Source organism: Kitasatospora sp. cg17-2 (assembly GCF_054031055.1).
The window spans coordinates 9,606,961-9,627,518 of record NZ_CM132923.1; the positions used below are offsets into that span (position 1 = coordinate 9,606,961).

Below are 20,558 nucleotides of genomic sequence, written 5' to 3' on the forward strand. Positions count from 1 at the left end.
TAGCGCACGCCACACCCGTGCCGTGCGTGGGACCAGGGCCGCTCCAGCACCGGTCACCCCGGGAGGGTTCACCAGATGACGACGCTCTGCATCGCGAACAACCGCACCGAGGAGATCGTCGGGGACCTCGCCGCGATGTCACCGCCGGAGCAGCTGGCCTCCGGGTACGGGGCTCAGCGGATCCTCTGGTGGGCGAAGGACGGGGACGTCCTGGTGGTGCCCTGGGTCCCCGACCCGGAGTACCTCGCGTACGTCACCGGGCTGACCGGGGTGCGGGCCGCGAGCCTCACCTTCGTGGTGCCGCCGCCCGGCGCCCAGGGCGACCGGATGATCACCGGAGACCGGCTGGCGGATCCGGCCTTCAGGGCCGAGCTCGGCCGGGTCCTGGCGGGCCGGACGGTCACGGAGGTGCTGCCGATCACACCGAACGGCGCCGTGGCCGGGCTGGCGGCCGCGCTCGGTCTGGCGCACGCGATGCCCGGTCAGGCCTTCGCCGCCCAGGGCGGCAACGCCCTGGTGAACAGCAAGGCCGGGTTCCGGGCGGTGGCCGCCGGCGTCGGGGTGCCGATCCCGCCCGGGCGCGTGGTCGCCTCGCCCGCCGAGGTCGAGGACGCGGTCGAGCAACTGCTGGGGCAGGGCCACAGCGTCATCGTGAAGGTCGAGTTCCAGGCGGGCGGCTTCGGCAACGAGATCCTCGCCCGGGACGAGCGGGTGGACCCGGCCGGTGCCGAACGGGTGGTGGTGCTGGCGGACCGGGCCGCGGTGGCGGTCTACGTCGCCGAGCGGTGGACCTGGCTGACCGCCGGCCGCGGCCAACGGGTCGTCGTGGAACAGTACTTCGCCGACTCCGCGCCGCTGTACGCGGAGTTCGCCATCGACGACGCGGGTGTGGTGCTGGTCGGCTGCGGCGAGATGGTGATGCGGCCGATGGTGGTCGGGGAGATCACCCCGCCGGTCACCCCGGACGCCGAGGCCCGGGCCGAACTCGTCGCCCAGGGCGCCCGGTTGTGCGAGGCGCTGCGCGCGATCGGCTACCGCGGCAGGGTCAGTGCGGACGCCGTGCTGACGCCCAAGGGCGAGATCCGCTTCCACGAGACGAACGGCCGGCTGACCGGCTCCAGCCACCTGCACGACGCGTTCCTCGGCCGCCTGCTGCGCGAGGAGCACCGCGGCTCGCGCTGCATTCTGGAGCTGGCCGGTCTCAAGGTGCCCTCCTTCGCCGAGGCGGTGGCGGGGATCGCCGCGGCCGGGCTGGCCTTCAGCCCGGAGACCGGCACCGGCGTGCTCTACAGCTGCGACTTCACGCCCGCCGACGGCTCGGTGATGTACTGCGTGGTGGCCGAGAGCCCCGAGGCGGCCCGCGCCCTGGAGGCCGAGCTGCTCGCGCTCTTCGCCGGATGAGCCCGGGCGCGGCCGGCGGCGGGACGAGGGCGGCGGCGGGATGAGGGCGGTGGCGGGATGAGGGCGGTGGCGGGATGAGGGCGGCGGTGATCCACCGCTACGGCGGGCCGGAGGAGTTCCGCGCCGAGACGGTGCCGGAGCCGGTCGCCGGTCCGCGGCAGGTGCTGATCGACGTCACCCTGGCCGGGCTCAACTACGCGGACCTGCACTGCCGCACCGGTGAGTACGCGCGGTACCCGCTGCCCGCCGTGCTCGGCGCCGACGTGGTCGGCCGTCGGCGCGGGGACGGCCGGAGGGTGGCCGCGCTGCTGCGCTCCGGCGGCGGGTACGCCCAGGTGGCCCGCGCCGAGGCGGCCCACACGGTGGAGTTGCCGGACGCCGTGGACGACGAGCAGGCGCTCGCACTGCTGGAGCAGGGCGCGACGGCCTACGCCGCGCTGACCCTCGCGGGGCGGCTGCGGCCGGGCGAGACCGTCGCGGTGACCGCCGCCGCCGGCGGGGTCGGGCACCTGGCGGTGCAGCTGGCGCGGGAACTGGGTGCGGGCCGGGTGCTCGCGCTGGCCTCCACCCCGGCGAAGCGGGAGTTCGTCCGCGCTCTCGGGGCCGACCGGACGCTGGACCCGGGTGACCCCGAGTTGGCCGAGCGGTTGGTCGCGGGGTCGGAGCCCGGCGGGGTGGACCTGTTCGTCGACTCGGTCGGCGGCCGGGTGCTGCGCGTCGGGCTGGACGCGCTGGCGCCGTTCGGCCGGTTGCTCTCGATCGGCTCCCGGGGCGGGGCGGAGGAGACCTTCTCCGTTGACGAACTGGCCGACCGCTCGGCGGGGTTGGTGGGCTTATGGCTCCAGCACGTGCTGGCGGACCGGGTGTTGTTCGCGGGGATCGCCGAGCGGCTGTTCCGGCTCGCCGCCGACGGGCGGTTGGTGGCACGGATCGACCGGACCGTGCCGCTGTCGGGGGTGGCCGGGGCGCACCGGGCGCTGGCCGGCCGGGAGACCATGGGCAAGGTGCTGGTGGACGTCCACCGGGAGGACTGAACCTTCCGGCAGCCCAGCAGCCCAGCAGCCCAGCAGCCCGGCCGACGCGAGCGTCGTGCCGCGCGCGCCGGGTCCGGCGGCGGGCTCCCCGTACCGGACCCGGCGCGCGCGGGCTCTCAGTACCCCGCGACCTCGTCCAGCCCGTGGCCGAGCAGCGGGACGAGGAAGCTGCGTTCGAACACCACCACGGTCTCGCCGGTCGACTTGGTGCCGGTGGTGCGGCAGTTCACGATGCCCTGCCCCTCCCGGCTCCTGGAGAGCCGCTTGGCGAGCGTCTCGGTCTGCGCGTAGAGGGTGTCACCGGTGAACACCGGATGGGTCATCCGGATGTTCTCCCAGCCCAGGTTGGCGATGGTGCGCCCGCTGGTGGACCGGGCGGTCATCCCGCCGACGATGCTGAGGGTGACCAGGCTGGAGACGATCGGCCGCCCCCACGGGGTGTGCGCGCTGTAGGCGGCGTCGATGTGCAGCGGGGCGTCGTTCATGCTCAGCATGCTCATCAGCACGTTGTCGAGCTCGGTCACGGTCCGTCCGGGGCGGTGCTCCACCACCTCGCCGACCTCGAACTCCTCGTAGTGGCGCCCGACCACCTCGCGGTAGCGGCGCTCGCCGATCCGGCGGTAGCCGGCGGGAACGGCTCCGTCGTCCATCAGGCCTCCCTCGATTCCCGGAGACCGGCGGTGAGTTCCTTGACGTGACCGGCGAACTCGCGGATCAGCGGCTCGTCCATGTCGGCACGCATCATCAGCCGGAGCCCGGCCTCGCCCCTGGGCACGATCGGGAAGAACACCGCCGAGCTGTAGAAGCCCCGTTCGAAGAGCTGGGCGGACAACTTGACCGCCTGCTCGGCGTCCCCGACGTCGATCCGGCGCACCGGCAGGCCGTTGCCCGCGAATGTGGTCGGCAGCAGTTCGTCGAAGAGCTCGATGTTCCGGTTCAACCGGCCCTGCAGCGAGGCGAGTTCGGGGGAGCGATGGATCGCGGCGCTGCCGAGCGAGGCGCCGACGAGAGGCAGCGCGACGTTCTGCGACCAGCCGACCGGGCCGGCGTGCCGGTGCAGGAACTCGAACTGCTCGCGGTTGCCGAGCATCGCGATGCCGCCGCCGACGCCGAAGCCCTTGCCGAGGCTGGCGACGATGACCGTGAGCGGGTTCATCTCCAGGCGGGAGCGGACGAAGCCCTCGCCGCGTTCGCCCATGATGGACAGCGAGTGCGAGTCGTCGATGTAGAGGAACAGCCCGTAGCGGTCCTGGAGTTCGAGCAGGCCGTCGAGGGCGGCCGCACCGCCCATCGAGTACGCGCCGTCCGCCACGTAGGCGACCCGAGGGTACTTGCGGCAGATGTCCTCCAGGTAGTCGAGGTCGTTGTGCGGACAGGTCAGGACCAGCGACTCGTCGGCGCAGATCGGCTTCACGTACGCCATGCAGAAGTGGCAGAAGCGGTCGAAGACCATCACTCGGGGGCCGCCGCCGCTCCGGCAGGTGCCGTCCAGGTGGCCGGAGGCGATCAGCGGCAGGATGCCGGCGGTGAGCGAGGTGCAGGAGGCGCCCGGCAGGATGTGCGCGCCGAACAGGTCTCCCAGCTCCTCCTCCAGCCGCACCAGCAGGTTGTGCCGGATCCGGGTGGTGGAGGTGACCAGCCAGGTGCTCCGGGACTCGGTCAGCGCCTCCACGGCGCCGGCCGCGACGGCGGGGTGATTGTTCAGGCCCAGGTACGCGCAGGAGACCATGTTCGCGAACTCGTGGCCGCTCTCGCGGACGATCAGCCGGTTGTTGGACTCCGAGTCCACCGTGATGCCGATCAGGCCGTTGGCGGCGGCGGCCTGCCAGACCGGATCGGCGCCGGCCAGCATGGCCTCGGCGTTGCGGTACCGGCGCGGGCCCAGGATCGATTCCTCGGTCATCGTCACTCCTCCGTCGCGTGGTCGGGGTTGTCGGTTCGGGTGCCGTTTCGGCTGTCGGCCCGGGATTCGGTTCGGGGTTCGGCCCGGGTTGCGGTTCGGGTGTCGGGCCGGTCCGGAGCCGGGTGCGGCGGCGGGTCGAACTGCTCGATCAGCCGCTGCGACGCCTCGAAGAACGGCATGCCGACCATCACCCCGTCCACCACGGTGACCGAGCGGCCGTTCTCCAGACCCGCCGCGACGACCCGGCGGGCGCGCGCGAGCAGCTCCTCGTCCGGGCTGAACGTCCGGTTGATCAGGTCCAGTTGGCGCGGATGGACGGCGATCTTGCCGCTGAAGCCGAAATCCCGGGCGAGACCGGCCTCCCGGCGCAGCCCGGCCAGGTCGTCGACCTCGAAGAACGGCGCGTCCATCGCCTCGATCCCGGCTGCGCGGGCGCTGTTGACCACCCGGCCGCGGGCGTGGGCCAGGGCCTCCCAGCAGAGCCGGGCGCCGACCGCGAAGGCGTAGTCGGCCGAACCGAAGACCAGCCCGCGCAGCCGGTGGCCGGCGGCCGCGATGGCGGGCGCGTGCTCGATGCCCAGCGGGGTCTCCACGACGGCCAGGAACTCGGTCTCCGGGCAGTCCTGGCCGAGTGCGCCGGCGGCGATCGCGACGTCCCGGGGGGACTCCGCCATCGGGATCAGCACGAGGTCCGGCTTGACGCGGTAGCGGGTGATCGCGACCAGGTCGCGCAGGCCCTCCGGCCCGGACAGGGCGTTGATCCGCACCGCGCTGCGCGCCAGCTTGGTGGACGGGAGGGCGAAGAACTCCTCGGCGAGACGGCGGGCCTCCTCCTTCCGGGCGGGCGGGACCGAGTCCTCCAGATCGACCATGGCGATGTCGGCCCCGGACCGGTGGCTCTTGGTGTACCGCTCCACCGCCGTCGCGGGTGTGGACAGCAGGGAACGGCAGTACCGCGTGAACTTCATGGATGTCTCCGAAGTCAGCGAGGGCTGCGGGTCCCGGTTCTATCCCACCGGGCTTGTTCGGCGCCGTACGGCTGGACATTGAACATCAACTCGGAACAACCGACCCGCACGCACCATTGTTCGACGCCAACGGCCCTGTGCATGATGAATCACCGGGGGACGGACAGGGGACGCGCGCGGCACGCATGACACCACGGCACACACGGCGGGCGTCGGCGCGTGGACGCGCAAGGGCGTCAGCACACCGCTTCAACGACGAAGGGGGCCGTAAGTGCCGCGTCGGGAAAGTCCACTGGATCCCGGGGACGGGGCGCTGCTGCGCTTCGCGGGCGATCTGAGGGCGCTGAGGGAGCGCGCCGGAAGTCCGCCGTACCGCCAACTCGCCCTGCGGGCACACTGTTCGGCGGCCAGTCTGTCGGTGGCTGCGGGCGGGCGGCGGCTGCCGAGCCTCGCGGTCACCCTCGCCTACGTGCAGGCCTGCGGCGGGGACGTGCGGGAGTGGCGGCACCGTTGGCAGTTGCTGGCCGCCGAGCTGGCCGCGGACGCGGCGGCGCGACGGCGCGCCCTGGACGTGGGGCGGGCCCCGTACCCCGGCGCGGCGGCCTTCGAGGCCGTCGACGCCGATCGGTTCTTCGGCCGGGAGGCGCTGCTGGACCGTCTGGTCTCGGTGCTGGCCGAGCGGCGGCTGGTGATCGTCACCGGGCCGTCCGGGGCGGGCAAGTCGTCCCTGGTCAGGGCTGGTCTGCTGACCAGGCTCGGTTGGTCGCCTGCGGCCGCGGCGGCGACCGGGGACGGGGACGGGGGCGGGGGCGGGGACGGCCCGGAGGGCGGGGCGGAGCGGCCCCGGACCGGTGATGGGGTGCCGGTGGCGCTGCTGACGCCCGGCGAACGACCGATGGAGGCGTACGCGCTCGCGCTCGCCCGGCTGGGGCAGTCGGCCGCGAGGGCGGCGCGGGACCTGTCCGGGCCGACGGCCGGGGATTCCGTCCTGGTGGTGGACCAGGGTGAGCAGTTGCGGACCCGGTGCCGGGACGCCGCCGAGCGGGTGCGCTTCCTGGACGCGCTGGTGGCGCTGGCCGCGTGCGCTCCCGAACGGCCCCCGGCCGGACCGGCGGGGCCGGCGGGGGCGGCGCAGGCCGGGTGCCGGGTCGTGCTGGTGATCCGCTCCGACCAGAGCGGGCCGCTGTTCGCCGAGCACCCGGGGCTGGCCGAGGCCGCCCGGCACGCGGTGGTCCCGGTGGGGCGTCCGGCGCCGGTCGAACTGCGGCGGGCGATCACCGAACCGGCGTTACGGGCGGGCTGCACCGTCGAAGGAGCCCTGCTGGCCGTCCTCATCTCGACCGCCGCGTACCAGCCCGGCGGGCTGTCGCTGGTGTCCGCGGCGTTGGCGGCGACGTGGCGGCGGCGCAGCGGGAACGCGCTGACCCTGGCGGGATTCCAGGCGACGGGCGGGTTCGAGGGCGCGTTGGCCCGCGCGGCGGAGACGCTGTACGACGGGCTGGAGATCGCGGACCGGATGCTGGTGCGGGCGGTCTTCCTGCGGCTCGGCGCGGAGTTGCTCGACGGCGGTCCGCTCGGGGCCGGCGGGGGCACCGCCGCGGCGGTCGCCCTGGGCGGTGGGCCGACGGCGGGCGGTGACGGGACGGCCGGTGTCGGGACGGCCGGTGAGGTGGCGGCCGGTGAGGTGGCGGGCGGCGACGAGGGGGCGCGAACTCCGCTGTGGCGGGCGGAGTTCGACGGTCCCGGGGTCCCGGAGATCCTGGAGCGGCTCGTCCGCGCGCGGTTGGTGGTGGTGGACGGGGAAACCGTCGAACTCTCCCACTACGCCCTCCCGCAAGCCTGGCCGAGGCTGCGCGGGTGGCTGGTCGAGGGGCGCGGGGCCTTGAGCGAGCTGCGGGGGCTGACCATGGCGGCCCGGGGGTGGGCGGGTGCCGGCCGGGATCCCGAACTGCTCTACCGGGGAGCGCGGTTGGAGCAGCTGATGCGGCGGGTGGCGGACGGAGAGCTGGCGGCCACCGGGATCGAACGGGCCTTCCTGGCGGCCTCGGCCCGGGCCGCCGCCGCCGACCGCCGCCGGGCGCAGCGCCAGCAGTTGACGGTGGCCGGGGTCGCCGCGGCGAGCGGAGCGCTGCTGGCACTGGCCGGAGGGAGCCGGATCCGGCGCGCCTGGCGCTGGTGACCCCCGGGCCGCCCGCGGGGAGCGGCGGCGGCAGTCCGTGCGGCGGGCGGGGGATTGATCGGTGTCGGCGCGGCGGAGTCGAACAACGCGCTGATCGACCGGAGCCCGGTGGGGCGGCGCCCGCGGTGCCGATCACGGTCCTTGCGCCGTCGTCGACCGGCCGGGTAGCTTACGAGCGATCCCGGCCCGTCGACGAGCGAACTCGGCCGCCCGGCCGGTGAGTTCCGTCAGCCCTGGTCGCCCCTGTCGCCCCTGATCGGCCGGGGAGGGTCCGGCGACGGACCCGTACCGCTGTTCCCCGTGGCCGGCGTCCGCAGGCCCGGGGCCCCGTCCGACCGGGGTCCCGGGGCACCTCCCGGGGCCGTCGCCACACCGCCGGAAGCCGTCGTTCTCGCCGTCGCGTCCTCGTTTTCCCGAACCCGCGTCAAGGGGGAATCATGTCCAGTCCGGCCCGTCCGGTGCACAGTTGGGACGAGTTCAGCACACTGCGGGAGGTCGTGGTCGGCAGGGCCGTCGGTGCCCGGCTGCCCGAGCAGAACGAGCCGTCGTCCTGGCTCTCCTGCTTCCCGAGGACCAGCGCCGCCGACCTTGCCTCGATCCCGGTCGGCCCCTACTCGCCACAGGTGGTGGAGGAGACGGAGGAGGACCTGGACGCGCTGGTGGCCACCCTGCGCGGCCTCGGTGTCACCGTGCACCAGCCCGAAGTGATCGACCACGCCGCGGAGTTCTCCTCCCCGCTGTGGAAGGCCGACGGCGGGTTCCACTCGTACTGCCCGCGTGACCTCACCCTGGTCGTCGGCGAGACGGTCATCGAGGTCGCCAGCCCGATGCGCCAACGCTACTTCGAGGTCTTCGGGCTGCGTGGACTCTTCCACGACTACCTGCGCAGAGGTGCCCGCTGGATCTCCGCGCCCCGGCCCCAACTGAGGGACGAACTCTTCGAGTTCGACGCCGACGGGCTCCCGCTGCTCGGCGAGAGCGAGCCGGTCTTCGATGCCGCCAACGTTCTGCGGCTCGGCCGGGACGTGTTCTACCAGGTGTCCCGCAGCGGCAACGAGCTCGGCCTGCGGTGGCTGGAGTCCACGCTCGGCCTGCTCGGCGACGGCGGGCTGAGACTGCACCCGCTGCGCGACATCTACGGCTACACCCATATCGACAGCACCATCGCGCTGCTGCGGCCGGGGCTGGTGCTGCTCAACCCGGAGCGGGTCGGCCCGGACACCGTGCCGGAGCCGCTGCGAGGCTGGGACATCCTGTGGTGCCCACCGGCCGAGCCCACCGGCGACGCGGTCGACAACGCGTTGAGCGAGAGCTGGATCAGCATGAACCTGCTGATGGTCGCCCCGGACACGGCGATCGTCGAGTCCGGCCAGGACGCCCTGATCAAGCAGCTGGAGCATGCCGGCATCACGGTTCTGCCGCACCGGTTGCGGCACTCCCGGCTGCTCGGCGGGGGCTTCCACTGCGTCACCCTGGACATCCGGCGCGACGGCGGTCTGGAGGACTACCTGTCCTGACCCGCGGGGGCGGCGTCGAGCGGGCCGAGCACGAGGCCGGCCGACCTCCACCGGGCCGCAGAGGTCGGGAAACCCGAATCCCGGGTTTCCCGACCAGGACCGCCCCGGGTACCGACGACCGCAGCCGGGGCACCGCTCCGCCGCCGGGGCACCGGTCCGCCGCCGGGCGAGGTGTCAGACGGAGCCGGTGGCCAGGTACCGGTGCAGCGAGTCGGCCGTCGCACGCACGAAGGCGTCCTGGGTCGCCTCGTCCAGCAGCTCCAGGGAGAGGTACGGGTTGAGGTCCTCCAGCTCGACGAGCAGCAGCTCGCCCGCGCGGGTGCGGCAGGCGTCGACGCGCTGGATGCCGTGCTCCAGGGTGTTCCAGCGCACGAACCGGTCCGCGAACGCGAGGTCCTCGGCGTTCGCGCGGTACGGTTCCAGCTCCCAGCGGCGCTCGGGGTCCGGCGCGTACAGGGCGTACTGGAAGGCGTCGTCCACGTAGTAGAACGACACCTCGTGCAGGAAGTCGATCCGGGGCTGGACCAGCATCCCGCCGAGGTCCGCGCCGTCGAGCCCGGCCCGGTCCAGGAAGGCCAGGCCGATGGAGTCCGCGCCCGCCTTCGGCTTCACCGCGTACTGCGCGGTGTCGGGAAGCCGCCCCAGGTCCTCGGCGCGGTCGACGGTCGGGATCACCGGGTACCCGGCGGCGGTCAGCTCGGTCAGGTACTGCTTACCGGCCATGTCGCCGCGCCCGGTGAGCGGGTTGTAGACCCGGGTGCCACGGGCGAGGGCCTGGGCCCGGAACGCGTCGTACGCCCGCTGGTAGTGCAGGACGGGGCCGCTGTTGCGCACCACGACGGCGTCGAAGCCGTCCATCAGGGCGGCCGCGTCCAGGGGGTGGCACACCGCGAGGTCGAAGTCCGCCCGCAGCCTCGACGTCAGCAGGATGTCCTCGTCGCAGTACCGCCGTCCGCGGGCGGGGTAGGCGAGGTCGGAGACGAAGAGGATGCGGGGACGGGCGGTGGCCATGGTGCGGCTCCTTGTTCGAGTCCGCCCACGATAGTTCCTGGCCCTCGCCGCTCCTGCGGCCGCCCCGGGTGTCCGCCTCCGCTGCGGCTCCTCCTCGTCAGGGGCAACCGCGGGGCGCGGGCCGTCGTCTGGCCCTGTGGTGACGGGCGGCCGCGGACGCCGCCGGATCTCTGGCTACGGGGGGCGCTGTGGGAACGATCGGTGCGGTGGGTGCGGTGGTGGGGCTGCTCTGCGCGGGGCTGCTGCGGTGGCTGCCGCTCCGGGGCCGGGCGGAGGATCTGCCGACGGCGGGTGTCGCCGCGGTGCGCGGCGGGTCCAAGGCGGCGCTGACGGTGGTCGTCGTCGAACTGCACCTCGCGGGGGTGCTGGACGTCGACCGCTTCGGGCGGCTGAAGCGGGTGGTGCACGGGAGCCCGGGGCGGGACGGGACGCCGCTGCACCGGGCCGCGCGGTCGGCCTTCGGCCGGGCCCTGTCCCGGAGCGACGCGGCGGTCGCCCCGGCGGTGCGGCGGGCGAACGAGGAGGTCCGCGTCGACCTGGTGGCACGGGGTCTGCGGTGCGGCCGGGTGCGGCTGGCGGCGGCGGGTCTCACGGCGCTCGCCGCCGCCGTCCTGGCCCAGGTCGCCGCCGCGCACGGGGCCGCGCCGGCGGGAGTTCCGGTGGCCGTGCTCGCGCTGGGCGTGCTGCTCGCACCGGTGCGCACCCTCGCCGGGCGGCGCCTGCTGCGGGACCTGCGCCGCGATCACCCCCTGCCGGGGGCGGCGGGTACTCGCCCGGGACCCGAGGAGGCCGGCCTGCTGATCGCGCTGTACGGCCGCCGGGCCCTGCGCCGCCTGCTGCCGGACTTCGCGGCGGCGGCCGGGCTGCTCGGCGGCCGTGCGGCCCGGGAGACCGTCGCCCGCAGTGGCGGCGGCCCGTACGAGGGGTCGGACGCCGTCATCTGACCTGCCGGCCCCGGGGCGCCGGTCGGACGGTGGCACTCGGCGCGCGATCGCCGTCCCCCGGCAGGACCCCCGTGCGGCCGGGGGAGGGGGAGGGGAGGCACGGGGGGCGCGGGTCAGGCCTTCGCGTCGGCGGAGGATTCGGCCCGCTGCTTGGCGACCAGCCGGTGGCGCAGAGCCGCGGCGGCGGGGTCGGCGTCGACCTCGCGCCACCGGCGGCGGTCGAAGCCCGGCGTGTCGGCCCACTCCTCGGCGGCTTCCACCAGGGACTGCCAGCTCTGGCGGAGGCTGTTCAGATTGTCCGTCCGGTGCCGGTCGTCGGGGGTCTCGATCAGACGCCCGAGCATCACCTCGGCGCGGGCGGTGGCGGTGCGTACCAGACTGGACAGCGCCCGCGCGGCACGCTGTTCCGCGCTGCCGAACGCGCTGTCCCCCTCCATGGGGCGGATCTGCTCGCGGAGGAAGGCATGGATGGCCCGGACATCGGCCGGGGTGAGGTCCACCGCGTAGTGCAGCGGCTCGGTGGGCGGGGTACTGGTGTCGGCCACGGGTTCTCCCTCGGTCTCGGGAAGGCGGTCGGACGTGTCGTCACGCCGGCTGGATCGCCTCGGACAGGGCATGTCTACCGGATCCGAGGGGATGTGACGGGTGTTTCGACGAGACCTGTCCGCCGGGTCGCCGGTGTGCTCGGATTGCTGGGGGACCTCGAACGACCAGGCGGTAGGAGGTCCGTGGAGCGGCTCGATACGCAGCACGGAGTCCCCGTGTTCGCCACCGCCCGTCGGCCGGCAGCGTCCCCGTGGCCGCCGGACGCATCGGGCCCGGCCGCTGCCGCACCGCGCGCAGCAGGGACTGCCTCGCATCGGGTGCGGCGAAGACAGGGCGCGAACGGCCGCCGGCGTCTCGCACGTCACGGACACTCGGGCCGGGTGTGGGCGGTCAGCTGTCGTTTCCAGCCCTTGGGAGGAGGCCAGGGCACGCCCCACGCCGCGAGCTGGCCGCGGCTCCATCCGCCGGCCGGGGTCCGGGCCGCTTCGATCTCCTCGGGCGTCGGGCGCACCGGCTCGCCGGGGGAGGGCGGCGCCGGGGCACGGTCCGGCAGCAGCGCGTCCTGGCGCGCTGGCGCGACGACCGCCGGAGTCGGCTCGGGCACGGATTCGCCGGCCCGCAGCCGGAACGGCCGGGTGCGCCAGTCCCATCCGTGGCGAAGGACCAGTGACGCGATGTCCAGGGAGCCCGGGCGCTGTTCGCCCGCGGCGGTCAGGACATGGGGCCATCCCAGCACCGTGCCCCTGGCCAGCAGCGGGCCGATGACGCCGACGAGGCGGGGGTCCGGTCGGTGCTCCTCCAGCAGGGCGCGGGTGCGGTTCCCGTCCGTGACCAGCAGTCCCCAGCCGCGTTCGCGGCACAGTGTCTCCAGAGCGCGGTACTTGGCGAGGTTGACGGCGGTGGCCATCTCGAAGACCGGTTTGACCTCGACGAGGACGCAACGTCCGTCCGTGGTGGCGACGAGCAGGTCGGGGAAGTACGTGCGCGATCGCCCGTCGAAGCGGTAGCCGATGGCGAGGGGCTGCTCCTGGTAGTACGAGACCTGCGGCGCGAAGGAGAGGAGCTGGATCACGCGCAGCTCGGTCTCCGACTCGTACGCCACCGCACGCCCGAGCTTGGGGCAGTGCCAGGACCCGGAGCCGGGCTCCTCGCCGTCGGCTTGGCGCAGCGCTTCGAGTTCCGTGCGCGGGGGAGCGCTCTCGGGCGTGCCGAACCACCGGACGTCACGGTCGAGGCGGCTCCATCGGGCCTCGGCCCGCTCGACACGCCCTTGCCGGGAGGACTCGCGGCGGGCTGTGTCCTGGCGCAGCGCGCGGATCGTCATCGCCTGCGCCGCGAGGTTGTCCGCGGGCAGCTTCCGGACTCCCGTCAGGGCGGCGAGCAGAGCCACCGCCTGGCGCGGTGCCATGGACGGGCACAGGACCTGGGACAGGTCGAGGAGGCGCTCGGCGCTGCCGGGGCCGTCGTCGTGTTCGGGCGGGGGGCCTTCGAGCCGGCCCAGGTCGGACAGCAGGGCGCGGAGCCTGCTGGTGGCGGGTGTCCTGGCGCGAGCCATCGCGCGCACGGTCCTGTTCTGCAGCTGGCGGACACGTTCGCGGGAGAGGCCGAAGGCGCCGGCGATCTTCTCCATGCTCTGGGCGTCCTGGTCGCCCGCACCGATCCGGCGGGCAAGGATCTGGCGGCTGCGCTCGGCAGGGATCTCGTCCACGGCCGCGGCCAGGAGTTCCCGCAGGACCATGGTGGTGTCGTCGTCGCGTTCGGCGACGGCGCTCCAGGGTGGTGCCAGCGCGACAGCGCCCGGACAGGCGCACTCCAGCGCCCAGTCGTCCAGGAGAAGCTGCCGCATGTCCCGCCACAGGCGCCGTCCGGTGTCCCGACGGACCTCGGAGTTCACCGCGGCCAGGGCGGCGACCACCGGGCGCGCCAGGAAGACGGGTTGCCGCTCGGGGCGCAGGACGTGTCCGGTCAGGCGCTGCCACTCCTCGAGAACCTCGACAGCCCGAGGATCGGAAGCGGCCGGGACGCTGTCGACGGTGTCCGCGCCTTCCTGTTCCGGGCCCGCGCCGGACAGTCCGGACCTCGGACTGGACGATGTACGCTGCACGATTTCCCCCCGGGCTCCGCCGTACCGTCGAAAGTATGCCCGCACACGCGGCAGCTCGGAACCGGGTCGTTGCTCACAGTGACCTTCTGCACAGCCCGCGCGGCCGCGGTGTGTGCGCCCGGAGCAGCCGGAGCTCCCGCCCGTGCGAGAAGGCCCCCACCGCGAGGCGGGAGCTTCGTGCGGGGCGGCGGCCGGGGCGCCGGTCCGGGTGGGGGCGGTGGTCGGGCCGGCCGAGATTGGCAGCACCTCCCCGCCGGAGCCGACTCCGTACCCTCTGCGGGAGGACGCTATCCGTCGCCGAGCGCACGCGAAGCGGGGCCGATGCCACGGCCGGGGGAGGAGGACGCGGGGTCGGAGGGGTCGGGAACCGACGCGGCCCACGCGGCCATGCTCTCGAGCACGGGACCCAGGCTCTCGCCCAGCGGCGTGAGGCGGTACTCCACACGTGGCGGGATCTCGGCGTAGGCGGTCCGGGTGACGAGGCCGTAGGTCTCGAACTGGCGCAGACGGCTGGTGAGGGTGTGCGGGCTGATCCGAGGGAGCGCTGCGCGCAGCTCGGTGAAGCGGTGCGGGCCGTGCAGCAGCTCGCGCACGATGAGCGTGGCCCAGGGCCCTTCGAGCAGGGTGAGGAACCGGGCTACGCCGCATTCGGGAAGAGGATTCGTCGACACATCTTCACTGTAGGCCAATAGTGCAGTTGAAGTAACTGGTGCACTGTATGCACTAATCGATTCATGAGCTATGTGATCCACGGCGCCACCGGCGCCCAAGGCACCCCTGTCGCAGCCGCCCTCGCCGCCGTCGGCGCCTCCGTCACCGCCCTGACCCGCAACGCCGACGCGGTCGTCGCGGGCGCTCGGGTGCGGGCGATCGACCTCGGCGCCACCGACGCACTCGCCGAGGCGTACCGCGGTGCGGACGGCGTCTTCGTCCACCTCCCCATCGGCGGGCCGGAGGACCGGCTGCGCCACGCCCGCAGCATCGTCGCCGCCCTGAACGCGGCCCGCCCGGGCCGGGTGGTGTTCTCCACGAGCGGCGGCGTGCCCGTGGAGTTCGCCGACCCGGCGGTCGCGGCTGTCGTCGACGGGCTGGAGCAGAGCGGCCTCTCCCACGCGGTGATCGCGCCGCGCCTGTTCCTGGAGAACCTCCTCCTGCCGCCCGTCGTCACCGGCGCCCGCGAACAGGGCCTGTTGCGCTACCCGCTGCCCGTCGGCCACGCGGTGTCGTGGGCCTCGCACCTGGACGTCGCCGACGCCGCGGTCGCACTGTTCGACCGGCCGGAGGTCACCGGCCTGATCGAGGTCGGCCTGCACCCCGCGGTCACCGGCCCCGAACTCGCCGAGGCGTTCGCCGCCTGCCTGGGCCACGCCGTCACCTACGAACCGCTCACCCCGGCGGCGTTCGGTGACCTGCTCGCCCCGCTCCTCGGCGCCGACGCCGCCGGTGGCGTGGCGGGACTCTACGACTTCCTCGGCACGCTCCCGGACAGTGCGATCGCCCCCGACCGCTCCGCCCGGACAGTGCTCGGCCTGCAGCCCCGCACCCCGCTCCAATGGCTGACGGAGGCGGTCCGGTAGGTTCTTCCGGCCGCTCGGCCGACCGGGGCCCGACCGAGGCGTCGCCACGGACCCGCTGAGCGCACAGGGGCGCCGACAGCCGGCCCCGACGGTCGGCCCGACGCGTCCGTCTCGGTCCCCGACCGACCGGAGACCGTCCTCGCCGAGCTCGGCGGGATCCCCGGAAGCGCCCTCGCCGCCGTTCCACGGGCCACAGCCGTTCCACGGTCCGCAGCCGCGCCACGCCCGCAGCCGGGCGTGGCGCGGCCCCGGATCCCGGAGGCGGCCCCAGGCACCGCACGACGCGGCACACCACCGCCCGCCTCCGGGACTCCTGGCCACGGAGGCGGGCGGCCGCTTCGTGGGGTCCGGCGGTGCCGTGGGCCGCCGGGGAGGCGGTCGGCGCGTCAGAACGGCAGGACGCGGCGGAGGAAGGCGTCGTTCCAGAAGTTGCCGTCGCCGTCCACCAGGGTGCCGTCGTCGGCGGTGAACAGGACGGCGGTGCCCAGGCCGCCGACGACCGGGTCGTAGGAGCTGCCGGTGGACTGGGAGCCGTCGGCGGCCACGCTGACCCGCTCGGTGCGGCCTGTCCACAGGTCGTGCCGGAAGACGTCGGTGGCGTGGTTGGTGTCGCCCGGGACGAGGTTGGCGGCGTCGGAGTTGAAGTACACCCAGCGGTTGCCGGGGGCGACGACCGGTAGGGAGGAACTGCCGGTGGTGACGGTCCCCGGCAGGGCGATCGGCAGTCGGCGGACCGCTCCCGTCCTCAGGTCGCGGACGAAGAGCTCCTGGTGGCGGAAGTTGCCGTCGGGTTCGTCGGGGACGAGGCAGGAGTAGACGGCGAGGCGGCCGTCGGGGCTGATCGTGCCGGTGGCCGCGGGCTGCGGATTGCCGGACTCGTCGGCGCTGGCGACCGTGGTGCGGCCGGAGGCCAGGTCGTGGACGTAGTACGGGTACTGGCGGGGCGGTCGGGCGGCCGTGCCGTCGCCGTGGAGGCCGCGGCGGTCGGGCCGAGGCGGTGAGGCCTCGTCGTCACCGGCGGCGGCCGGTGCGCCCCCGGCGGGCGGCGGCAGCAGATTGGTGGCGCGGGAGATGAAGCCGACGCTCCCGCCGTCCGCGCTGATCACCGGCCAGAAGGAGTGGCGGTTGGCCGGTGAGCCGTCCGCGCCGATCGTGAGCAGGCGGGTGGTGTGCTGCCACCGGTCGGTGACGTAGATGTTGACCGTGCCGTAGGGGCCGGCGCCGGGCGCCAGGTCGTCGCGGGTCGAGGAGAAGGCCACGTAGCGGCCGTCGGCGCTGATCGACGGCTCGTTGGCGTACCGGTCGGGTTCCAGCTGGGCCGGGCCGCCCGCCGTGATCCACTCGATGCCGCCGGTCCACAGGTCGCGGACGTAGATGTCGGTCGTGCCGTTGGTGTCCTCCGGGACGAGGCCGGCCCGGGAGGTGAACACCACGGAGTGGCCGAGGGCGTCGATCTCGCCCTCGTAGGAGAAGTCGTCGGCCTGGGCGCCGGTGGAGCCGAGGCTGATCCGCTGGACGACGCCGGTCCACAGGTCGCGGACGAAGACGTCGGTCGTGCCGTTGGTGTCGCCCGGGACGATGTTGGTGGCGTCGGAGTCGAAGACGGCCCAACGGCCGTCGGCGCTCAGCCCGGTGGCCCGGCTCCCGCGGTCCGGCTCGGCGCCGCCGATACCGGTGCTGAGCCGGACGGTGCGCGCCCGGAGGCCCCCGGCGTGCGCCGCGTCTGCCTGCGCCGCGCCGGTCGGGGCTGCCTCGGCCGGGGATGCTTCGGCGGGGACGACCGCCGTGGCCCCGGCGAGGACGGCGGCGGCCAGCACCGCGGCGGCCCGCACCGCGCGTGTTCCCCGGGTGGTGCGGGCGGTGCGGGCGGCCGGTTCTGTTCTGGTCATAGCGGATTGCCTCCCCTGCTCGCGCCTCACGCGCGCCCGGCCACGCACTGCCGCGCGGCCCGCCCCCCTCGGCGGTCGGCTGGGTACGAGCCAACCGCCGGGCGGGGCCCGGGTCAATGCTCCGGACACCGCCTTGATGAGAACCCGCCAACCCCTGTACTGCCGAGGGGCGGAAGCGGGACTGAGCGGTCCCGGAGCGCCTGCCCGTCCCCTGTCGACCGGTCAGGCCCCGTGGCTCGAAGGGGTTCCGCGACCGTTGGACCACCCGCGGACTCCGTCTCACATACCGGGACCGCACTGGCGTCGGGCATCTGCTTCGAGCATGATCTCCGCGGCACCGATCAGGGGGATCGGTGCACGAGGATCCGAGGGGGACCCATGAGCGAGACGAAGGACCCGAAGGTTGTGGCGATCGAGGCCTTCTTCGCGGCCTACGGCGCGGGTGACGTCGACGCGATGAGCGCGGTGCTGGCCGAGGGGATCGAGTGGACCATCCCGGGGCGCCACCCGCTCTCCGGTACCAAGCGCGGGGTGGCCGAGGTGCGGGCCTTCTTCGACCAGCTGGGCAAGTCCGGCTTCAAGGCGGAGCCGATCTTCTTCGGCGTCAACGACGAGTACGTGGTGGACATTCACCGGGGCTGGACCACCGAGGGCACCGGGAAGGTCGACACCACCTGGGCGCTGGTCTGGCACTTCGACGCGGCGGGCAAGGTCGACCGGGTGGTGAACCTCTCCGGTGACCAGCACCAGATGGACGCGTTCGTCTGGGAGAACTACGCGCTCGCCCCGATTCCGGACCGCCTGGCCTGATCCGGCGTACGGCCCGCGCGCGGCCGGAGCGGCCGTGCTCTACGGTAGTGATCATCAAGCAATGTCCGTCACTTGACGATAGGTGCTCCTTTGAACATACCTGGCGATCCGTCGGCCTCGGCGACGCGCTCCGAGGACCTCGCGCGTCTGCTGGTCGCGGCGGTGGACCTGGCTCCGGCGGGCCTCGACGACTTCGCCGAGATGGCCTCCGCGTCGTCCGACGAGGACCCGCCACCGATGACCGGCCCGACGGCGGAGCTCACGGCCGTGCTGAACCGGGCGTTCGGCGACAAGGCCGCGCGGGAGGTCAGGACGTCGTTCGTGAACGCGGACTCCACGATCGTCGTCGACGTGGGCGTCTCGGAGCGGGTGGCGGGGGCCGCTGCGTCCTGGATGGCGGACATGCGGCGGGTGTACGCCGAGTGCCCGGCCTGGACGATGAGCATCGAGGGCCAGGAGTTCACCGTCCAGGTCGTGGATCCGACGGAGGACGCCTGCCGGCCGCTCGAGGCGGAGCAGCGGTTCGGCGACGAGGCGCTGATGCGTACGATGCTCGCCGGTCCGGTCGGACAGCAGGCCCGGATCACCACCCTGTTGGTCCGCGACGGTGACCGGGCGCTGGAACTGACGTTCCGCAGCCTGGCGACGGAGTCCGACGACCCGGCGGCGGCCCTGCTGGGTACCGCGGTGCCGCGGTTCCTCGAACTGGCCCCGGCCAGGTTCCTGGGCCTGCCCGTCGGCTGAACAGCCTCCGCGCCCGCGCCCGGTTCCGGGAGTCGGCCCGAGAGCTGCCTCGGCTGCGGTGCGTGGCGCGGCGGGTCGGGTCGGGCGGTCAGGACGTCGGCGGGTCCGTCGGCCTGGCCCGCTGCGGGTGGAGCGTCTCGTGCCGGGCCAGCATCGCCACGAACTCGGCGATCTTCCGGGTGCGCGTCTCGGCGCGTTTGACGGCGTTGACCCGGTTGATGAGGGCGAAGCGGTTGGTCCTGGTGAGGACCTCGAACATCGCCTGCGCGGCCGGGACCGCGGCGATCGCGGCTTGCAGGTCGGCGGGCACCTCCGCCTCCGACGACGGCGCGTAGGCCGCCGTCCACCGCCCGTCGGCCTTCGCGGCGTCCACCGCGGCACGGCCGGAGGGAAGCATCAGGCCGGCCGCCTCCAACCGGGCCACGTTGTCGACGTTGCGCCGGGACCAGACGCTGCGAGGCCGGCGCGGGGTGAACCGCCTCCAGGAACTCTCCTCGTCGCGCTTGCGGGCCTGGCCGTCGATCCAGCCGAAGCACAGCGCCTCGTCGACCGCCTGCTGCCAGGTCAGCGTGGTGACGGAGCCGCCCTTCCTGGTCAGGGCGAGCCACACGCCGGGAGAGGCGGTGTGGTTCTCCAGCAGCCACGCGCGCAGCGCCGCGCCGTCGGCGACGATCAGCTCGTCCAGCTCGGTTCCGGTCACCACCACAGGTTAGTGCGAGGGGGTCGGTCGCGGGTTCCAGGGTGCCCCCGTGAACGTCGATGATCTTGTGTGGCAGCGGGGCAACGCCGCAGGCCCGCTACGGTGTGCGTGCGGACAGGCCGACGGTCACCGAGAGTCCGGCCGAGGGAGCCGACCGGGAGCGGCGCCACACGTCGTGCTCCCGCCGTTCCCGGCGCCACGACCCTGCTCGCCCGCAACGCCCACCAGCGCCGCTGAACGTTCTCACCTGGAGCCGAGATGTCAGAAATCCCCCCGATCACCATCCGTGACCTCGCAGCCGCCGACGAGAAGGACTGGCGCCGGTTGTGGGCCGGATACCTCGACTTCTACGAGTCCACCGTGCCCGCCGGGGTCGCCGACTCCACGTGGCGACGGCTCCTCGACCCGCACCAGCCACTGCTGGGCCGTGTCGCCGAGCACGACGGCACGGTGATCGGCATCACCAACAGTGTGCTGCACCACAGCACGTGGCTCACCGGCCAGGTCTGCTACCTGGAGGACCTCTTCGTGGACCCCGCCCACCGCGGCCTGGGCGCGGGCCGCCTGCTCCTCCAGGACCTCTTCGACCTCGCCGCCGTTCGCGGTTGGGCACGCGTCCACTGGCTCACCGCCCACGACAACCCGGCCCGCCGCCTCTACGACACCTTCGTCCCGGCCGACCACTTCGTCCACTACGAGCGGGACCTGCCGCTGTCGTAGGCGAGTGTGAGCCGCGCGGATCTCGCCGCAGGGCCCTCGGTCGGGTCGGCGGGGGACCAGATGCGGTTCGGCATGGTGTCTTCAGCGTTCGGTTACAGGGTGGTGTGCGACATCCTGCCCGGTGCGGTCCCGTCTGCGGGAACCCCCGATCGGTCGGCTTCCCGCCGCCGGGCGGCCGGTTCGTGCCGCCCGGCCGGCCAGCTCCTTCGGGCTGGTCGGCGGGTTTCGAACAGCCCGCCCCGGGAGGGAAGCTGATCCCGCAGCCCACCGGAACGCCACCGACCGAGAGGGACGACCCAGGATGCATGAGCACCAGCAACACGCTGCGGCGGCACGATCCCCAGCCGTACGGACACTTGGGCACCTCCTCGGAACCGCGTGGTTCGTCCACCTCGCCCTGTCCGGCGACGAACGTCCCTTGTGGCTGCGCATCCTGTACGGGGCAGCCGGGGTGATGTTCGCCGCCGGCGTCGCAGCCACGGTGACCCGAGCCGTCGAGGACCATCGCACG

18 protein-coding genes are annotated in these 20,558 nt (G+C 73.9%); 9 read left to right on the plus strand and 9 right to left on the minus strand.

The window, feature by feature from the left end; translation table 11 throughout:
- Positions 1-75 precede the first annotated feature (75 nt).
- Both ACW14Y_RS40235 and ACW14Y_RS40240 read left to right on the plus strand, forming a co-directional pair.
- Positions 76-1,401, plus strand: coding sequence for a preATP grasp domain-containing protein (locus tag ACW14Y_RS40235; RefSeq protein WP_456985320.1), 1,326 nt, complete (start codon positions 76-78; stop codon positions 1,399-1,401).
- Positions 1,402-1,487: 86 nt separating this feature from the next.
- Positions 1,488-2,435, plus strand: a complete 948-nt coding sequence (locus ACW14Y_RS40240; RefSeq protein ID WP_456985321.1) for a quinone oxidoreductase family protein — start codon at positions 1,488-1,490, stop codon at positions 2,433-2,435.
- A 116-nt stretch (positions 2,436-2,551) separates the two neighbouring features.
- On the opposite strand, the gene ACW14Y_RS40245 is transcribed toward ACW14Y_RS40240, so the two are convergent.
- The 3 genes from ACW14Y_RS40245 to ACW14Y_RS40255 are packed head-to-tail and all read right to left on the minus strand — an operon-like array spanning position 2,552 to position 5,306.
- Entirely contained in the window at positions 2,552-3,085 is a 534-nt protein-coding gene (locus ACW14Y_RS40245) for a MaoC family dehydratase (protein ID WP_456985322.1), read from the minus strand.
- Positions 3,085-4,338 carry an aminotransferase class I/II-fold pyridoxal phosphate-dependent enzyme gene (locus ACW14Y_RS40250; protein ID WP_380308569.1) on the minus strand — a complete coding sequence of 418 codons (1,254 nt, stop codon included), beginning with the start codon at positions 4,336-4,338 and terminating at the stop codon, positions 3,085-3,087. The genes ACW14Y_RS40245 and ACW14Y_RS40250 overlap by 1 nt, the downstream gene beginning before the upstream one ends.
- Before the next feature lie 2 nt (positions 4,339-4,340).
- Entirely contained in the window at positions 4,341-5,306 is a 966-nt protein-coding gene (locus tag ACW14Y_RS40255) for an HpcH/HpaI aldolase/citrate lyase family protein (RefSeq protein WP_456985323.1), read from the minus strand.
- 271 nt (positions 5,307-5,577) lie between these two features.
- Between ACW14Y_RS40255 and ACW14Y_RS40260 the strand changes: the two genes are divergently transcribed.
- Positions 5,578-7,485: an nSTAND1 domain-containing NTPase gene (locus tag ACW14Y_RS40260; protein ID WP_456985324.1), complete on the plus strand. Its 1,908-nt coding sequence runs from the start codon at positions 5,578-5,580 to the stop codon at positions 7,483-7,485.
- A gap of 437 nt (positions 7,486-7,922) precedes the next feature.
- The gene (locus tag ACW14Y_RS40265) at positions 7,923-9,002 is read left to right on the plus strand and encodes an inosamine-phosphate amidinotransferase 1 (RefSeq protein ID WP_456985325.1); all 1,080 of its coding nucleotides are present in this window, start codon (positions 7,923-7,925) and stop codon (positions 9,000-9,002) included.
- A gap of 174 nt (positions 9,003-9,176) precedes the next feature.
- Here ACW14Y_RS40265 and ACW14Y_RS40270 read toward each other — a convergent pair whose 3' ends face one another.
- Positions 9,177-10,013: a hypothetical protein gene (locus tag ACW14Y_RS40270; RefSeq protein WP_456985326.1), complete on the minus strand. Its 837-nt coding sequence runs from the start codon at positions 10,011-10,013 to the stop codon at positions 9,177-9,179.
- A gap of 188 nt (positions 10,014-10,201) precedes the next feature.
- Here ACW14Y_RS40270 and ACW14Y_RS40275 point away from each other — a divergent pair, with 188 nt between their 5' ends.
- Positions 10,202-10,957, plus strand: coding sequence for a TIGR04222 domain-containing membrane protein (locus ACW14Y_RS40275; protein WP_456985327.1), 756 nt, complete (start codon positions 10,202-10,204; stop codon positions 10,955-10,957).
- A 113-nt stretch (positions 10,958-11,070) separates the two neighbouring features.
- On the opposite strand, the gene ACW14Y_RS40280 is transcribed toward ACW14Y_RS40275, so the two are convergent.
- From ACW14Y_RS40280 to ACW14Y_RS40290, 3 genes are all read right to left on the minus strand, one after another.
- A complete protein-coding gene (locus ACW14Y_RS40280) occupies positions 11,071-11,502 on the minus strand; it encodes a hypothetical protein (protein ID WP_380308581.1) in 432 nt (143 codons plus the stop codon).
- 362 nt (positions 11,503-11,864) lie between these two features.
- Positions 11,865-13,607 carry a TnsA endonuclease N-terminal domain-containing protein gene (locus ACW14Y_RS40285; RefSeq protein ID WP_456985328.1) on the minus strand — a complete coding sequence of 581 codons (1,743 nt, stop codon included), beginning with the start codon at positions 13,605-13,607 and terminating at the stop codon, positions 11,865-11,867.
- Between the two features lie 287 nt (positions 13,608-13,894).
- Positions 13,895-14,278, minus strand: coding sequence for a winged helix-turn-helix transcriptional regulator (locus tag ACW14Y_RS40290; RefSeq protein ID WP_380395054.1), 384 nt, complete (start codon positions 14,276-14,278; stop codon positions 13,895-13,897).
- A 63-nt stretch (positions 14,279-14,341) separates the two neighbouring features.
- Between ACW14Y_RS40290 and ACW14Y_RS40295 the strand changes: the two genes are divergently transcribed.
- The gene (locus ACW14Y_RS40295; RefSeq protein ID WP_456985329.1) at positions 14,342-15,184 is read left to right on the plus strand and encodes an SDR family oxidoreductase; all 843 of its coding nucleotides are present in this window, start codon (positions 14,342-14,344) and stop codon (positions 15,182-15,184) included.
- A 386-nt stretch (positions 15,185-15,570) separates the two neighbouring features.
- Here the strand turns inward: ACW14Y_RS40295 and ACW14Y_RS40300 are convergent, their stop codons facing one another.
- The gene (locus ACW14Y_RS40300) at positions 15,571-17,073 is read right to left on the minus strand and encodes a hypothetical protein (RefSeq protein ID WP_456985330.1); all 1,503 of its coding nucleotides are present in this window, start codon (positions 17,071-17,073) and stop codon (positions 15,571-15,573) included.
- A 378-nt stretch (positions 17,074-17,451) separates the two neighbouring features.
- Here ACW14Y_RS40300 and ACW14Y_RS40305 point away from each other — a divergent pair, with 378 nt between their 5' ends.
- Positions 17,452-17,883, plus strand: coding sequence for a nuclear transport factor 2 family protein (locus tag ACW14Y_RS40305; RefSeq protein ID WP_380308591.1), 432 nt, complete (start codon positions 17,452-17,454; stop codon positions 17,881-17,883).
- Positions 17,884-17,973: 90 nt separating this feature from the next.
- Positions 17,974-18,627, plus strand: coding sequence for a hypothetical protein (locus tag ACW14Y_RS40310; protein ID WP_456985331.1), 654 nt, complete (start codon positions 17,974-17,976; stop codon positions 18,625-18,627).
- Positions 18,628-18,715: 88 nt separating this feature from the next.
- On the opposite strand, the gene ACW14Y_RS40315 is transcribed toward ACW14Y_RS40310, so the two are convergent.
- Positions 18,716-19,330 carry a YdeI/OmpD-associated family protein gene (locus ACW14Y_RS40315; protein ID WP_380311243.1) on the minus strand — a complete coding sequence of 205 codons (615 nt, stop codon included), beginning with the start codon at positions 19,328-19,330 and terminating at the stop codon, positions 18,716-18,718.
- A gap of 255 nt (positions 19,331-19,585) precedes the next feature.
- Between ACW14Y_RS40315 and ACW14Y_RS40320 the strand changes: the two genes are divergently transcribed.
- Complete coding sequence (locus tag ACW14Y_RS40320; RefSeq protein WP_456985332.1) at positions 19,586-20,047, plus strand: N-acetyltransferase family protein; 462 nt, start codon at positions 19,586-19,588, stop codon at positions 20,045-20,047.
- Positions 20,048-20,558 lie beyond the last annotated feature (511 nt).